The organism is Janthinobacterium salmonicoloratum, from assembly GCF_051380845.1.
Lineage (GTDB): Bacteria > Pseudomonadota > Gammaproteobacteria > Burkholderiales > Burkholderiaceae_D > Janthinobacterium > Janthinobacterium lividum_F.
On record NZ_JBNYXV010000001.1, the window covers coordinates 1,210,591 to 1,225,457 of the forward strand.

The 14,867-nt window shown below is 62.2% G+C and carries 14 protein-coding genes; 6 read left to right on the forward strand and 8 right to left on the reverse strand.

Features of this window, described 5'->3' with window-relative positions; translation table 11 throughout:
- Position 1: 1 nt before the first annotated feature.
- The 4 genes from fliD to alr all read right to left on the reverse strand — a co-directional run bounded on the left by fliD (position 2) and on the right by alr (position 4,626).
- Positions 2 to 1,387, reverse strand: a complete 1,386-nt coding sequence (gene fliD, locus ACQ4WY_RS05605; protein WP_436503165.1) for a flagellar filament capping protein FliD — start codon at positions 1,385 to 1,387, stop codon at positions 2 to 4.
- Positions 1,388 to 1,616: 229 nt separating this feature from the next.
- On the reverse strand, positions 1,617 to 1,937 hold the full coding sequence (locus ACQ4WY_RS05610; protein ID WP_353660823.1) for a PilZ domain-containing protein: 321 nt from the start codon (positions 1,935 to 1,937) through the stop codon (positions 1,617 to 1,619).
- Between the two features lie 131 nt (positions 1,938 to 2,068).
- Positions 2,069 to 3,445 (reverse strand): DNA repair protein RadA, encoded by a 1,377-nt coding sequence (gene radA / locus ACQ4WY_RS05615; protein ID WP_436503166.1) that lies wholly within the window; start codon positions 3,443 to 3,445, stop codon positions 2,069 to 2,071.
- A gap of 80 nt (positions 3,446 to 3,525) precedes the next feature.
- Positions 3,526 to 4,626 (reverse strand): alanine racemase, encoded by a 1,101-nt coding sequence (gene alr, locus ACQ4WY_RS05620; RefSeq protein WP_436503167.1) that lies wholly within the window; start codon positions 4,624 to 4,626, stop codon positions 3,526 to 3,528.
- Positions 4,627 to 4,857: 231 nt separating this feature from the next.
- Here alr and lplT point away from each other — a divergent pair, with 231 nt between their 5' ends.
- Positions 4,858 to 6,120: a lysophospholipid transporter LplT gene (gene lplT / locus ACQ4WY_RS05625; RefSeq protein WP_436503168.1), complete on the forward strand. Its 1,263-nt coding sequence runs from the start codon at positions 4,858 to 4,860 to the stop codon at positions 6,118 to 6,120.
- Between the two features lie 16 nt (positions 6,121 to 6,136).
- Here lplT and ACQ4WY_RS05630 read toward each other — a convergent pair whose 3' ends face one another.
- From ACQ4WY_RS05630 to tsaB, 4 genes are read right to left on the reverse strand one after another with little or no spacing between them, the layout of a single operon-like run.
- Positions 6,137 to 7,072, reverse strand: a complete 936-nt coding sequence (locus ACQ4WY_RS05630; RefSeq protein WP_436504397.1) for a DUF1853 family protein — start codon at positions 7,070 to 7,072, stop codon at positions 6,137 to 6,139.
- A complete protein-coding gene (locus tag ACQ4WY_RS05635) occupies positions 7,068 to 7,967 on the reverse strand; it encodes a uracil-DNA glycosylase (protein WP_436503169.1) in 900 nt (299 codons plus the stop codon). Before ACQ4WY_RS05635 ends, ACQ4WY_RS05630 begins: the two co-directional genes overlap by 5 nt.
- Positions 7,964 to 8,473, reverse strand: coding sequence for a ribosomal protein S18-alanine N-acetyltransferase (rimI, locus tag ACQ4WY_RS05640; RefSeq protein ID WP_436503170.1), 510 nt, complete (start codon positions 8,471 to 8,473; stop codon positions 7,964 to 7,966). Before rimI ends, ACQ4WY_RS05635 begins: the two co-directional genes overlap by 4 nt.
- Complete coding sequence (tsaB, locus tag ACQ4WY_RS05645) at positions 8,470 to 9,195, reverse strand: tRNA (adenosine(37)-N6)-threonylcarbamoyltransferase complex dimerization subunit type 1 TsaB (protein ID WP_436503171.1); 726 nt, start codon at positions 9,193 to 9,195, stop codon at positions 8,470 to 8,472. Before tsaB ends, rimI begins: the two co-directional genes overlap by 4 nt.
- Positions 9,196 to 9,409: 214 nt before the next feature.
- Here tsaB and dapC point away from each other — a divergent pair, with 214 nt between their 5' ends.
- From dapC to dapE, 5 genes are all read left to right on the forward strand, one after another.
- Positions 9,410 to 10,642: a succinyldiaminopimelate transaminase gene (gene dapC / locus ACQ4WY_RS05650; protein WP_436503172.1), complete on the forward strand. Its 1,233-nt coding sequence runs from the start codon at positions 9,410 to 9,412 to the stop codon at positions 10,640 to 10,642.
- Between the two features lie 13 nt (positions 10,643 to 10,655).
- Positions 10,656 to 11,483, forward strand: coding sequence for a 2,3,4,5-tetrahydropyridine-2,6-dicarboxylate N-succinyltransferase (dapD, locus tag ACQ4WY_RS05655; protein ID WP_151096474.1), 828 nt, complete (start codon positions 10,656 to 10,658; stop codon positions 11,481 to 11,483).
- Positions 11,484 to 11,605: 122 nt separating this feature from the next.
- Positions 11,606 to 13,153, forward strand: a complete 1,548-nt coding sequence (locus ACQ4WY_RS05660; RefSeq protein ID WP_436503173.1) for an FAD-dependent monooxygenase — start codon at positions 11,606 to 11,608, stop codon at positions 13,151 to 13,153.
- A 133-nt stretch (positions 13,154 to 13,286) separates the two neighbouring features.
- Positions 13,287 to 13,643 (forward strand): ArsC family reductase, encoded by a 357-nt coding sequence (locus ACQ4WY_RS05665; RefSeq protein WP_436503174.1) that lies wholly within the window; start codon positions 13,287 to 13,289, stop codon positions 13,641 to 13,643.
- 46 nt (positions 13,644 to 13,689) lie between these two features.
- Positions 13,690 to 14,826, forward strand: coding sequence for a succinyl-diaminopimelate desuccinylase (dapE, locus tag ACQ4WY_RS05670; protein WP_353660811.1), 1,137 nt, complete (start codon positions 13,690 to 13,692; stop codon positions 14,824 to 14,826).
- The last annotated feature ends 41 nt before the right edge of the window (positions 14,827 to 14,867 follow it).

Sequence of the window (14,867 nt, forward strand, 5' to 3'; positions counted from 1 at the left end):
TTCAGGCCATGAAGTCGAACAAGGAGTTCTTGCCCGTATAACCCGGCAAGGCCGAGTTCGTACCCATCTGTTCCTGGGCGGAATAGGCCTTCACCAGCGCCTGCGCCTGCGCCGTCAGCGCCTTGGCCAGCACGGCTTTCTTGTTGGTCAGGGTGGTGATGTCCTTGCCGACCGTCTGCACTTCCTTGCGGATGATGCTCGTTTCGCCCGTCAGTTCGCCGATCTTGCTGGCGAACTGGTCAGCCACGCCCTTGCCGTTATTGGTAAACATCTTGCTGACGGCGTCCGGATCGGCCGCGATGGCCGCCTTGAGTTTTTTGTCGTCGAGCACCAGCTCGCCGCTCTTGCCCAAGGTCACGCCAGCGCTGCCCAGCACCGACGATGGCACGCCCGTGCTGGCCGTGCGCAGCACTTGCTCCATCTGCGAACGCACCTGGCCCAGGGCCGTGTCGGACTTCAAATCGCCCTGCTGCAGGCTCTGCAGCTTGCTGTTGAGCTCATTGTAGGCCGTGACGAAACTGGCCACGTTGCTGGCAATCTGGCTGCTGTCCTTGGCGATGACGAGGTCCGTCGTGCCCTTTTTCTTCAATTCGATGGTGGCGCCCTCGACGGCCGTCGTCAGGGTATTCGTGGCGCTCTTGATTTCCTTGCCGTCGACGGTCAGCAGCGCATCCTGCGCGGCAGCCGTCTGCTGCATGCCCTTGCCGGCGCCGGGCGCATAGCTGAGCAGATTGCTGACGGCCGCGTCACCGGACACGCTGATGCGCATGCTGCTGTCGGCGCCGCTCTTGCCGTTCAAGGCCAGCGAGTAGCCATCGGGGCCCTTGACCACGCTGGCGTCGATACCCTGCTGCTTCAGCGCGGCGGCGATGCCGTCGAGGCTATTGTTGCTGCTGTCTATCGTCAGCGAAATGATCTTGCCGCTGCCGGGCGTAAATTGCTTGCCGTCGGCCGTACCCACTTCAATTTTGACCAGTGCGGGAGCACCCGTGCCGATGGCCGCGCTCGAGGATTTCTGCGCGCCGCTGAGCAGGGTCTGTCCCTGCGCCAACTGCTTGACGTTGAGTTCATGGCTGCCGCTGACAGCCTTGTCGGTGGTGGTGGCGCTCAGCACATCCTTGCTGCTGGACGTGGCCGAGGTAGCCAAGCCGCTGCCGGCCATGTTCTTGGCCACGGTCTGGAATTTCGCCAGCGCCGATTGCAACTGGCCCAGGCCCGAGAATTTGGCCTGGTCGCGCGCCAGGCTGGCGTTGAGCTTGACGACGCCCGTGTTTTGCGACTGCATCTGGCGCTCCACCTTCGCATACACATCGGCCGAGATATTGCCCTGCGTCGTCTGCTGCGTGTTGTTGGTGTAGGCCCTGCTATTGATGGTCGAATTAAACATGGTAGGCGTTCCCGTCAGGTGTATGGTCATGGCACACGGTTCAGGTCGTGACCGTGCTGCGCAAGAAACGGACGACAGGCGCGCGTGGCGCGGCGGCGTCCCTCTTCTGGTTGATAATTATGCAGTATTACCGGAATATCAAAACAGCGAACAGAATAGGTTTTTCCTGACTGCAAACCCATATGCACCATTTTAGCGCAATCACCAGCCGCTTAGCTTCGGGCTTGCCTCAGCGCATGAATTTCGAAATAGCACTGCTGACGGCCATGTCCAGCTTCAGGAAAGTGAGTCCCACCTTGAAACCTGCGCTACTGAAAATGCAGTGCGAGACGGACACGCGCGCCTCGATGATATGCGCCGAGCCATCGTAAAACAACTCGAACAGCACCTTGCCTTGCTTGCCTGTCGGCACCGGTTCCGCGATGACGGCCGACATGCCGCCCGGCCCCACGTCGAGGGTGCGCGCCGCCACGGGGCCCGCACCATCCATGACCAACATTGCCTTGGCACGCAATATCTTGCGTGCGCCCTGCCTTTGCTCAACTGACACTGTATTCCGCTTCTCTATCTATGCATTGTCGATGCGGATGCACGAGGCGCATCCATCGGACAAATATTATAGTTCTAAACGGAAACTTTGTTTGACTTGTCTCAAGCTTGGCATTTAAACCATACCAACTCTTACTCCAGATCGCGGAGTTTATTAAATGCTTCGTCGATGCGCTCGACGCCGATGACCTTGAGACCTTCGATGGCTTGCTTGGGCAGGTTGGACTTGGGTACCACGGCCAGGGTAAAGCCCAGCTTGGCAGCTTCGCGCAAGCGCTCCTGCCCCCGTGGCGCGGGACGGATTTCGCCCGCCAGCCCCACTTCGCCAAACACCACGAGCCCCCGTGGCAGGGGCTTGTTGCGCATCGAGGAGTTAATCGCCAGCAACACGGCCAGGTCGGCCGCCGGTTCCGTAATTTTGACGCCGCCGACGGCATTGATGAACACGTCCTGATCGAAGGCGGCGATACCCGCGTGGCGGTGCGCCACGGCCAGCAGCATGGCCAGGCGGTTTTGTTCCAGGCCGACGGACAGCCGGCGCGCATTGGGCAAGTGACTGGTGTCGACCAGGGCCTGGATTTCCACCAGCAAGGGCCGCGTGCCTTCCTGCGTCACCATCACACAGGAACCGGGCACCTGGTTGTCGTGCTGCGACAGGAACAGGGCGGACGGGTTCGACACCCCCTTCAGCCCCTTTTCCGTCATGGCAAACACGCCCAGCTCATTGACGGCGCCGAAACGGTTCTTGATGGCGCGCACGAGGCGGAAGCTGGAATGGGCGTCGCCCTCGAAATACAGCACAGTGTCAACGATGTGTTCGAGCACGCGGGGGCCGGCCAGCGCGCCCTCTTTCGTCACGTGACCCACCAAAATGATGGTCACGCCCGTCTGCTTGGCCGCCCGCGTCAGCTGCGCCGCGCATTCGCGCACTTGCGCCACGGAACCGGGCGCCGAACTGAGGGCATCTGAATACACAGTCTGGATCGAGTCGATCACCACCACTTCCGGCTTCAGGTCGTTCAAGGTGGACAGTATCTTTTCCAGCTGGATCTCCGCCTGCAATTTGAGTTCCTTGGCGTCGATGACGAGGCGCTTGGCGCGCAGGGCGATCTGCGCGCCGGACTCTTCGCCGCTCACGTACAGCACGCGCTTGTAGTGCGACATGTTCGCCAGCGCCTGCAGCAGCAAGGTCGACTTGCCGATGCCGGGGTCGCCGCCGATCAGCACCACGCCGCCGGCCACCATGCCGCCACCCAGCACGCGGTCGAATTCCTCGATGCCCGTGCCGAAGCGGGGCACGTCGATGGCGTCGATATCGTCGAGCGACAGCACGGGCGCCGTCTGCGCCAGCGACATGTGCTGCGGGTTCGAATAGCGGTTGTTGCCGCCCGTCTCGGGCAGGGTTTCCACCATGGTGTTCCACTGATTGCACGAGGTGCACTGCCCCATCCATTTATTGCTGATGGCGCCGCAATCGCTGCAGGTGTAGATGGTCTTGACTTTTGCCATGGTGTACTTTGCCCGGGTAAGGTGAAACTGCTGTTTATATGTACAGTGAATTCACAGTATATACAAACGGTGGGCCGCCGTCACTGTGTCGCTTCGACCACGGGCACGCGCGGCGCCAGTGCGCACATCAGCTCGTAACCGATGGTGCCGGCGGCCAGGGCCACCTCATCGATCGGCATGCCCTGGCCCCACAAGGTCACGCTGCTGCCGACCCGTGCGCCCGGCACGTGCGTCAGGTCCACCATCAGCATGTCCATCGATACCCTGCCGATGAGGCTCGTGCGCACGCCGTCGACCAGCACGGGCGTGCCTTCGGGCGCATGGCGCGGGTAGCCATCCGCATAGCCGCAAGCCACCACGCCCACCTTGATATTGCCGGCCGCTTCGTAGCGGCTGCCATAGCCCACTACTTCACCGGCGGCGATCTCCTGGATACCGATGATGCTGCTGCGCAAGGTCATGGTGGGCAGCAAGCCGAACGCCTGCGCGGACGTGCCGCTGGGCGTGCCGCCGTACAGCATGATGCCGGGGCGCACCCAGTCGCTGTCGAGCTGGTGCAGCAGCACGCCGGCCGAATTGCACAGGCTGCGCGGCAAGCGCGTGCCTTCGCCGGCCGCGCCGATACTGGCCGCGCCCGCTTCGAAGCGCAGCATCTGCTGGGCCAAAGGCAAGCGCGTGGGCCCCGCCTCGTCCGCATTGGCGAAGTGCGTCATCAAAGTGATCGTGCCGATATGCGGCATGGCGCGAAGGCGCGCATATGCGGCGGCCACGGCTTGCGGCGTAAAACCCAGGCGGTTCATGCCCGTATTCATCTTCAGGTGCACATCGATGGCGTGCGGCAGGCGCGCCGCTGCCAGCATGGCGATCTGTTCTTCGCAATGCACGCTGCCGTTCAGCTTGTGCTGCGCCATGACAGGCAAATCGCTGGCATCGAAAAAACCTTCCAGCAACAGGATGGGCTTGGTCCAGCCCAGTTCGCGCAAGCGCACGGCGTAGTCGACCTCGACCAACGCCAGGCCATCGGCCCCGGCAAAGCCCCGCATGGCCCGTTCCAGGCCATGACCATAGGCATTTGCCTTGACGACGGCCCACACCTTGGCGCCGCGGGCGCTGGCACGGGCGCACGCCAGATTGTGTTGCATGGCATCGAGATGGATGGTGGCGATGAGGGGCCTGGGCATATGCGTCGTTCACGGCGGGTGGGAAAGCCGTATTTTACCGGATGGGCGCGATCGTTCGCGATAGTCGCCCACGACAGCATGTATAAAATGCTCACATGTGATGTATTTTTCTACGGCAGAATAATTAAAGTTCACTTAGACAAAACTATGCAAAGCAGCCCCTTCCAAACTTGGGGTTTGCCGTTTTTTCGTGGTATAAAGCAAGCCAGATATGATTTCAGGCAATCCAGAATGAATCGTGGTTTTTATACCATCATGGCGGCGCAGTTCTTTTCCTCGCTGGCAGATAACGCCCTCTTTTTTGTCGCCGTCGATTTATTGGTGTCCATGAAATCCCCGGCGTGGATCACGCCGCTACTCAAACTGTCGTTCGTACTGTTTTACGTGCTGTTGGCCGCTTTTGTCGGCGCCTTCGCAGATGCATTGCCGAAAGGCAAGGTCATGTTCATCGCCAACATGGTCAAGATCTTCGGCTGCGCCCTCGTCTTTTTCCATGTACACCCTTTGCTGGCCTACGCCGTCGTCGGTTTCGGCGCGGCCGTGTATTCGCCCGCCAAGTACGGCATCCTGACGGAACTGCTGCCGCCGGAAAAGCTGGTGGCGGCGAATGGCTGGATCGAAGGCTTGACTGTCACTTCCATCATCCTCGGCACCGTCATGGGCGGCGCGCTCGTCAGCGGCCACGTGTCCGACATGCTGCTATCCATCGACATCCCCCTGATCGATACGGGCATCAGCAACAAGACGGAAGCGGCCTTGTGCGTGGTGGTCGGCATCTATGTGCTGGCAACCCTGGCCAACCTGAAGATTCCCGACACGGGCTGCGTGTATCCGCACCAGGAACGCAATCCTATCAAACTGATTACCGATTTTGCCAATTGCTATTCCATCCTGTGGAAAGACAAGCTGGGCCAGATCACCCTGGCCGTGACGACCCTGTTCTGGGGCGCTGGCGCCACCTTGCAACTGATCGTGCTGGAATGGGCCAAGCAATCGCTGAACATGCCATTCGACAAGGCGACCAGCCTGGTGGGCGTGGTCGCCATCGGCGTGGCCGCCGGCGCAGTGCTGTCGGCGCGCTTCATCCCGCTGCGCAAATCGCTGACCGTCATTCCGCTGGGCATTGCCATGGGGGTGATCGTCATGATGATGACGCAAGTGCACTCCGTGTGGATCGCCTACCCGCTGCTAATTTTGATCGGCGCCCTGTCCGGCTTTTTCGTCGTGCCCATGAATGCCCTGCTGCAACACCGCGGCCACGTGCTGATGAGCGCAGGCCATTCCATCGCCGTGCAGAACTTCAATGAAAACCTGTCGATTCTGACCATGCTGGCCGTGTATTCGATCATGATCCGTTTGCACCTGCCGCTCAATATCATCATCACCCTGTTCGGTCTGTTCGTCGCCGGCACCATGTACATGATCATGCGCAGGCACAAGCTGAACCAGCTGGAACATGACAACTTGTCGTTGATTGGCGAGCAAAAACATTAACGCCCATGGTTCATGACTAAGCAGGTAACGCGCCGCTTATCCGCCGCGCGGCAGCTTGCTCCGTCCAGTCGTGCGGTACGACAAAACCGCGCGTGCGCTCCACTTCCCAGCCTTCGACATTGTCCACCGTGGCCACCATCACCGGTTGCGCCAGATCAAACAAGCGCGCCCGCAAGGCGTCCACATCGAGCACTTCCACATCGCGGCCCTTGAACGGCGCCAGCCATTGCAGGCGCGGCAGCACGACATAGCGCTGCTGCGGCAATTGCGTTGGCGTGCACCAGAAGCCGTACCCATGTTCCTGGGAAATACCGTCCATACCGGGCAGCGCGCCCGCCGCATAAAACAGCCAGCCCTTGACCAGCGCCTGCGCCGCCCGCACGGGTTGCACCAGCGATGTTTGTGCGGCCGGATGGCGAGACAAGGCCAGTTGCTTGTCGAGAATCTTGCGCATTTTCAACCCCAAAGTATCGGCCAGATTCGGGCCAATCAGGTGATGGAACACGCCGGGATCGGGCGCGCCTTCGAGCAGGTAGAACTTGGTGGCGAATTCCCAGTGCAGCAAGCCATTTCCGTCACGCAGCAGGAAATCGAACTCGCCCACCGTGTCGTTGCGGTTGACTTGCACCTGCAAGCCATGCGCTTGCAGCAGTCCATGCTGTTCAAAATAAAAGGCCAGCAGCTTTTCAGCATACAGGCCCAGGCGGGAATAGAATTTCGGCCCCAAGGCCGCATCGAGCGGCGATGGGTCCTCTTGCAGCGCCCCCAGCCACGCCGCCACGGCAGGCGCGACGGGCGCCAGGCTGGCGATGCGCCCGCCCCAGTGGGGGCTGGACGGGTCCAGCAAATCGGGCGAGTCGAGCAGCCAGGCCAGCGCACGCACGCGGGGGTGCGTCAAATGCCCCCAGCGCCGCTCGAAGCCGGCCTGGAAGGTGCCGATGGCCGTATCAATCACCGTGCGTGCTTTTCGCCAGGCACAGGTCGGCCCAGGCGCGCGCCTTGGCCTTGCCCGTATCGTCCTGCAGCAGCATTTCCGGATGGAAGGTAGCCACGACCGAGGCATTGCCCAGCTGGCGCACCTTGCCGCGCACGGGTTTTTCACCAGGATTGATGCCGGCGGCGGCCATCGAACCGAGGGTGACGATGGTGCGCGGCTGCAGCAGGGCCAGTTCGCGATCAAAGTACGGGCGGCAGGCGGCGGACTCCGATTCGGTGGGCAAGCGTTCCTGGCCCGCCTCGTCGAGCGGACGGCATTTCAGCAAGTGCGTGATATACACATCGCTGCCCGCATCGACCTCGATGGCTTTCAACATATTGTCGAGCAACTTGCCCTGCTCGCCCGGCAAGGCGCGCCCTTCGCGTTCTTCAAAGCGCGACGGGCTGCTGGCCAGCATCAGCCAAGCACCCTGGCGGTCGCCACGGCCCATGACGACGCCCTTGCGCGTCTTGCACAAGTCGCAGCGCGCACACTTGGCGACGGCGGCCGTCAAGCCTTCCCAGTCGAGGGCGGCAATATCCGTGTCGCTCAGCTGCTTGGCCGGTGGTGGCGGCGGCGCATCGTCGAACCAGGCCGTATCGTCAGGCTCGGCGGCGGGAACTGGCATAGTGGCAACGGCGACGGGCGCTTCGGCCTGCACCTCGGCGACCACCGCGGCGACAGACTCAGCGGCCACCTCGGCAACCACCTCAATCACGGTTTCAACGGCCTCGGCCACGGGCGCCGCTACGGCGACGTCCATTTCCACGGCAGCTGCAACAACATCAACCGCCTCCGGCACAGCGCCCTGGCGCAAGCGCCACAGGGGGCCGACGCCCATTTCATCGAGGAAAACGGCGCTGCGGCTCATAAGGTATAACGCATCACGATGGCGTCCTCACGTTGCGAGTTGCTGGCCGGATAGTATCCCTTGCGCCGGCCGATCTGTTCAAATCCATAGCGCTGGTAAATATCGAGTGCGCGCACGTTCGACGGGCGCACTTCCAGCAGCATCGATTCCATGCCCAGCTGGCGCGCGCAGGCGCACGACTGGTTCAGCAGGAAACGGCCCAGGCCCTGGCCCTGGATGGCGCCTTCGACGGCCACGTTGAGCAAGTGCGCTTCGTCGACGACCAGCATCAGCAGAAAATAGCCAAGCAGGGTGCCGTCCACATCGCGCAGCACCCAGGCCGGGTAGCCGCTCTTGAGCGAATCGACAAAGTTACCGTGCGTCCAGGGATGCGGGTAGACGCGCTGTTCCAGCGCCAGCACTTCGGTCAGGTCCGTCTCGGCCATCGGTTGATAGTCGAGACGCAGCAAGTCCCAGCCTGTCGCGCTGTCGTGCTGCGTCACTGCGTCCTTGCCCGCCACACTCATTGTGCCGACTCCGCGGCGGCCTTGGCCTGTTGCATCTCGTGCCGTTCTGCGCTCGTGTAGGCGATCTTGTTACGCAAATACAAAGGCTGCGCCTCGGCCGCCGTCACGAACTGACCGGCCGCAAAGGCAATGCGCGCCAGCTGCGCCACCTGCTCGGCGTGCGGCATGATGGCGGCATCGGCGCTGGCGGCGCACGGCAGCGCGGCCAAGGCGTCGGCATAGGCCGTAAAGCCGTTGCCGCAGCCAACGACGTCGCCTTGCGGCGCCACGCCGGCCGGCGCGCTCAGGGCCGGTGGCAACACGGCCTGCAAGCCATTCTGATAGTCATATTGCGCCCAGTACACTTCACCCATGCGGGCGTCGAGCACGGTCACGATGCGCTGCGCGCCATGCTGCTGGTGGCACGCCAGCGCCATGGCGTCGAGCGTGACAACGGGCACAACGGGCAGGCTGGCGCCGTAGGCCAGGCCTTGGGCGATGCCGCAGGCTGTGCGCACGCCCGTAAACGAGCCGGGGCCGGAGCCGTAGGCGATGGCGTCAACGTCGGCCAGGGTCACGCCCGCTTCGGCCAGCAATTCCTGCACCATCGGCAGGATAGACTGGGAATGGGTGCGCACGCCCGACGAGGCGCGGGAGAAGACGACATCGCCGCGCAACAAGGCGCAGGAGGCGAGTTCGGACGAGGTTTCAATAGCAAGCAGGGTGGGAAGTAAGGTAGACATAGCGTATTTTACCTTGCCGCGCCATGCTGCGGCACTCCCCGCTGCGGCATGCCAAGGCAAGCCGGGCAGCGATCAGGCCGATGCGGCTTGCACAGCGGGCCCGCGAGGACGGCTATAATGAAAGACGCAGCTTATTATTTGACCGGCATCAAGTCTGCCGCGCCAAGTAGTCGCTGAGCAACATCGCCTTTCCACTCTTGCCCTGGTCCGTTCCGTGAATCCACTTCTTGCTAAACTGCAACCATATCCATTTGAAAAGCTGCGCCAGTTGTTTGCCAGCGTGACGGTCAACCCCGAGTATGCGCCCATCAGCCTGGGCATGGGCGAACCCAAGCACCCGACGCCAGCCTTCATCGAGCAGGCATTGACCGACAATATCCACGGCCTGGCCAGCTATCCGACCACCATCGGCTCGGAAGCCTTGCGCAGCGCCATCGCCGGCTGGCTGGAACGCCGCTACGGCATCCCCAAGCTCAATCCTGCCACGCAAATCCTGCCCGTGAACGGTTCGCGCGAAGCGCTGTTTGCGCTGGCGCAAACGGTGATCGATCCATCGGCCGGTTCGCTGGTGATTAGCCCGAACCCGTTTTACCAGATCTATGAAGGCGCGGCCTACCTGGCCGGCGCCGAACCCTATTTCGTCAATTCCGATCCGGCACGCAATTTCGGCTGCGACTACGACAGCGTGCCCGCCTCCGTGTGGGAAAAGGTCAAGCTGCTGTTCCTGTGTTCGCCCGGCAACCCGACGGGCGCCGTGCTGACCCTGACAGACTGGGAACACCTGTTTGCCCTGTCCGAGCGCTACGATTTCGTCATCGCCGCCGACGAGTGCTATTCCGAGATTTACCACGGCGACACGCCCCCGCTGGGCGCGCTGCAGGCGGCGCACATGCTGGGCCTGTCCACAGTCGAGCGCCCGTATGCGCGCCTGGTGGTGTTTTCCAGCCTGTCGAAGCGCTCGAACGTGCCGGGCATGCGCTCGGGCTTCGTCGCCGGCGACGCGGAAGTACTGAAAAAATTCCTGCTCTACCGAACCTACCACGGCGGCGCCATGAGCCCCGCCGTGCAGGCGGCCTCCGTCGCGGCCTGGAACGACGAAACCCATGTCGAGGAAAATCGCGCCAAGTACCGCGCCAAGTTCGACGCCATCACGCCGCTGCTGCAAGCGGTGATGGACGTGCAATTGCCGGACGCCGGTTTCTACCTGTGGGCCGACGTCAGCCGCACGGGACTGTCCGACACCGAATTCGCGCAACGCCTGTACGCCGAATATAATGTGACGGTATTGCCTGGCAGTTACCTGGCGCGCGACGCGCACGGCATCAATCCGGGCCGCAACCGCATCCGCATGGCCCTGGTGGCCGAAACGGCCGAAGGGCTGGAAGCAGCGTTGCGCATAGTAAAATTCTGCCAGCAGCTTTCCGCATCCGCATCAACCCCTACATAAACAAGACATCATCATGAGCCAACAACTGCAAAACATCATCGACCAGGCCTGGGAAAACCGCGCCGAGATCAATCCAGGCAACGGCACGGCCGAACTGCGCGACGCCGTATCCCATGTCATCAATGGCCTGGACAACGGCAGCATCCGCGTGGCGGAAAAAACCTCGGGCGACTGGGTCGTCAACCAATGGGTCAAGAAAGCCGTGCTGCTGTCGTTCCGCCTGGAAGACAACGTCGTCCTGCCATCGGATGGCACGATGCAGTTCTACGACAAGGTCCCGACCAAGTTCGCCAACTACACCCAGGAAGACTTCGCCAAGGGCGGCTTCCGCGTGGTGCCGCCAGCCGTCGCCCGCCGCGGCAGCTTCATCGCCAAGAACGTCGTGCTGATGCCGTCCTACGTCAACATCGGCGCCTACGTCGATGAAGGCGCCATGGTCGACACCTGGGCCACCGTCGGCTCCTGCGCCCAGATCGGCAAGAACGTCCACCTGTCCGGCGGCGTCGGCATCGGCGGCGTGCTGGAACCAATGCAAGCGAACCCGACCATCATCGAAGACAACTGCTTCATCGGCGCCCGTTCGGAAATCGTCGAAGGCGTGATCGTCGAGGAAAACTCGGTCATCTCGATGGGCGTGTACATCGGCCAGTCGACCAAGATCTACGACCGCGCCACGGGCGAAGTCACCTACGGCCGCGTGCCAGCCGGTTCCGTCGTGGTCTCCGGCAACCTGCCATCGGAAGACGGCAAGTACTCGCTGTACTGCGCCGTGATCGTCAAGCGCGTGGATGCAAAAACCCGCGCAAAAACGGGGATCAACGAGCTGCTGCGCGGCATCTAAATACTGCACCACAAGGCGCACGCAGCACCCTGAATGTCCCGCTTAGGCGGGACATTTTCATTTCCGGTTAGCAACTTCAATCGTCCCGCAGCCTTGCGCCATCCTGTCCTATACTGGATGGCATGAATACTCCTCCCGTATTGATCGTCGGCGCCGGCCCTACCGGCCTCATGCTTGCCTTGCGCCTGGCGCGCCATGGCGTCGATTGCCGCATCATCGACAAGAACAGCGGTCCCGGGCAGGCGTCGCGGGCCATGGCCGTGCATGCGCGCACCCTGGAGTTTTACCAGCAACTGGGCTTTGCCGATGAGCTGGTCAGCCTGGGCATCAAGATCAATGCCATGCACATCCATGAAGGGGGAGAAGAACTGGTGAAACTGGCGCTGGGCGAGATCGGCGAAGGGCTGAGCCCCTACCCTTTCGTGCTGAGCCTCCCGCAGGATGAGCATGAACGCTTTCTTATCAGCAAGCTGGCGGCGGCCGGCGTGTATGTGGAATGGAATGTGGCGCTGGACCTGTGGACGCAGGACGATAGCGAAGTGCAAGCCATTCTGCTCAACAATGGCGAGCGCCAATATTGCACGTTTGATTACATCTGCGGCTGCGACGGCGCCCGCAGCAAGGTCCGCGAAATCGCCGGTTTCGACTTTTCTGGCGGCACCTACAACCACCTGTACTACGTGGCCGATGCACAAGTGGCCGGCAACAATACGGATTTGCACGCTCACCTGGGCGCGAACTCTTTCGCCCTGATGCTGCCCGTGCGCACCAGCGGCATGCAGCGCCTGATTGGCATCCTGCCCGACCGCCCCGATGGCGCGCCGACGCCCGTCTTTGACGACGTGCGGGAGCAGGTGGAAAGCTTGCTGAATATCCATGTCGAGCACATCAACTGGTTTTCCACCTATAAAGTCCACCACCGGGTAGCGGAGCAGTTCCGCGAACGGCGCTGCTTCATCCTCGGCGACGCGGCCCATCTGCACAGCCCCGTGGGCGGCCAGGGCATGAACACGGGCTTGGGCGACGCCGTCAACCTGGCCTGGAAACTGGCGCAAAAGCTGCGGGGGCAGAGCAACGACGCCTTGCTCGACACCTATGAAAGCGAGCGCATCGTGTTTGCCCGCAAACTCGTCGCCACCACCGACCGCGCCTTCCAGGCCATTGTCGCGCAAGGCATGGCCGGGCAATTTCTGCGCCGCTGGCTGGTGCCGCACGCGCTGCCCTTCCTCTCGGGCTTCGGGCGGGCGCGCCGTTTGCTGTTCCAGACGGTGTCGCAAATCCAGATCAGCTATGAAGACAGCGCCCTCTCCGCAGGCCACGCGGAATACCTGCGCGGCGGCGACCGCCTGCCATGGTTCTCGGACGGCACGCAAGACAATTTCACGGCCTTGCGCAGCATGGATTGGCAATTGCACATCTATGGCGAAGCGGCGCCCGAGCTGCTCGGCGAAGCGCGCGTGCTGAAGCTGCCCGTGCATTGCTATACCTACAACGTTGCCGCCAAGCTGGCCGGCCTGGGTCGCGACGCGGCCTACCTCGTGCGCCCCGACGGCCACATCGCGCTGGCCCTGCACTTGCAGGAGAGCGGCGCCCTGCGCGCCCTGGCCTTGCGACTGGGCCTGCATTTCGGTCCGGCCGAATCGGGGAAGACGGCGCCACGGCCTGTGTAGGGGAAAGCACTGGGGCGTGTTGCACTGCCGCATCGACTGCGCATCGACTGTATAATGGCGGCTAACATCGCATTTTGCTCTGGCGCAAGCGCCGCGATCAAGCGAACCGCATTCATTCCCCTTAGCCCTACCCATGACGACCATTACACTCTACGGTATCCCCAACTGCGATACCGTCAAAAAGGCCCGCACCTGGCTGGCCGCGCAACAACTCGATTTCACTTTCCACGACTTCAAGAAGCAGGGCCTGGAACGCGCTACTGTCGAGGCATGGCTGCAGCAATTGCCGTGGGATGTGCTGGTCAACAAGAAAGGCACGACCTGGCGCGCCCTGTCCGACGAACGCAAGGCCTCCATCACCGATGCGGCCAGCGCCGTGGACCTGATGCTGGAAAACCCGTCCATCATCAAGCGCCCGGTGCTGGACAAGGATGGAAAGTTCAGCGTGGCGTTTTCGGATGCGCAGTACAAGACCATTTTCTCGCTGTAACCCTCTAGTTGACCACCGGAACGATGTTGCCGGCACGACCTTACTCATGACCACCTCCAAAACCCTCGCCCTGACCGAAAAACTGATCGCCCTGTCCTCGGTCACGCCCGACGACAAGGGCTGCCAGCAGCACCTGATCGACCTCCTCACGCCGCTGGGCTTTGTCTGCGAGACGATACAGTCGAACGACGTCACCAACCTGTGGGCGCGCCGCGGATTGAGCTCGCCCGTGTTCGTCTTTGCCGGCCATACGGACGTGGTGCCGACCGGCCCCGTCGAGCAATGGCGCTCGCTGCCGTTCATTCCCACGCACCGCGACGGCAAGCTGTACGGCCGTGGCGCGGCCGACATGAAGACGTCGATCGCCGCCATGGTGGTGGCCTGTGAAGAGTTCATCGCCGCCACGCCCGAGCACACAGGATCGATCGCTTTCCTGATCACCAGCGACGAGGAAGGCCCGGCCACGGACGGCACCGTCATCGTCTGCGACAAGTTGAAAGAGCGCGGCGAGCAGATCGATTATTGCCTGGTGGGCGAGCCCACGTCGAGCGCGCAACTGGGCGACATGATCAAGAATGGCCGCCGTGGTTCGCTGTCGGGCCGATTGACGATCAAGGGCGTGCAAGGCCATATCGCCTACCCGCACCTGGCGAAAAACCCGATCCACGAAGCGGCGCAGGCACTGGCCGACCTGGTCGAGGAAAAATGGGATGCCGGCAATGAGTACTACCTGCCGACCTCGTGGCAAATGTCGAATATCAACGCAGGCACGGGCGCCAACAACGTGATTCCTGGCGACATGGTGATCGACTTCAACTTCCGCTTTTCCACGGCCAGCACGGCGGAAAGCTTGCAGGAACGGGTCCACGCCATCCTCGACAAGCATGACTTGGAATACGCTTTGCAGTGGACCCTCAGCGGCCTGCCCTTCCTCACGCCGCGCGGCACCTTGAGCGATGCGCTGTCCGCCGCCATCCTGGAAGAAACGGGCATCACGACGGAGCTGTCGACCACGGGCGGCACCTCGGATGGCCGGTTTATCGCGCAAATCTGCCCCCAAGTGATAGAATTCGGGCCGCCCAATGCCAGTATTCACAAGATCGACGAGCACATCGAACTGCGCCACATCGATCCCCTGAAGAATATTTACCGGCGCACGCTGGAGCATTTGCTGCCCGTCTGAACCAGAATACCGAGGCCCGTCACGGCGGGCCAGAACACCGT

What these genes read in the sequence shown, in the direction of transcription:
- fliD (WP_436503165.1), bottom strand. Translation starts at nt 1,387, where the DNA reads ATGTTTAATTCGACCATCAATAGCAGGGCCTACACCAACAACACGCAG.
- radA (WP_436503166.1), bottom strand. Translation starts at nt 3,445, where the DNA reads ATGGCAAAAGTCAAGACCATCTACACCTGCAGCGATTGCGGCGCCATC.
- alr (WP_436503167.1), bottom strand. Translation starts at nt 4,626, where the DNA reads ATGCCCAGGCCCCTCATCGCCACCATCCATCTCGATGCCATGCAACAC.
- lplT (WP_436503168.1), top strand. Translation starts at nt 4,858, where the DNA reads ATGAATCGTGGTTTTTATACCATCATGGCGGCGCAGTTCTTTTCCTCG.
- ACQ4WY_RS05635 (WP_436503169.1), bottom strand. Translation starts at nt 7,967, where the DNA reads ATGAGCCGCAGCGCCGTTTTCCTCGATGAAATGGGCGTCGGCCCCCTG.
- rimI (WP_436503170.1), bottom strand. Translation starts at nt 8,473, where the DNA reads ATGAGTGTGGCGGGCAAGGACGCAGTGACGCAGCACGACAGCGCGACA.
- tsaB (WP_436503171.1), bottom strand. Translation starts at nt 9,195, where the DNA reads ATGTCTACCTTACTTCCCACCCTGCTTGCTATTGAAACCTCGTCCGAA.
- dapD (WP_151096474.1), top strand. Translation starts at nt 10,656, where the DNA reads ATGAGCCAACAACTGCAAAACATCATCGACCAGGCCTGGGAAAACCGC.
- ACQ4WY_RS05660 (WP_436503173.1), top strand. Translation starts at nt 11,606, where the DNA reads ATGAATACTCCTCCCGTATTGATCGTCGGCGCCGGCCCTACCGGCCTC.
- ACQ4WY_RS05665 (WP_436503174.1), top strand. Translation starts at nt 13,287, where the DNA reads ATGACGACCATTACACTCTACGGTATCCCCAACTGCGATACCGTCAAA.
- dapE (WP_353660811.1), top strand. Translation starts at nt 13,690, where the DNA reads ATGACCACCTCCAAAACCCTCGCCCTGACCGAAAAACTGATCGCCCTG.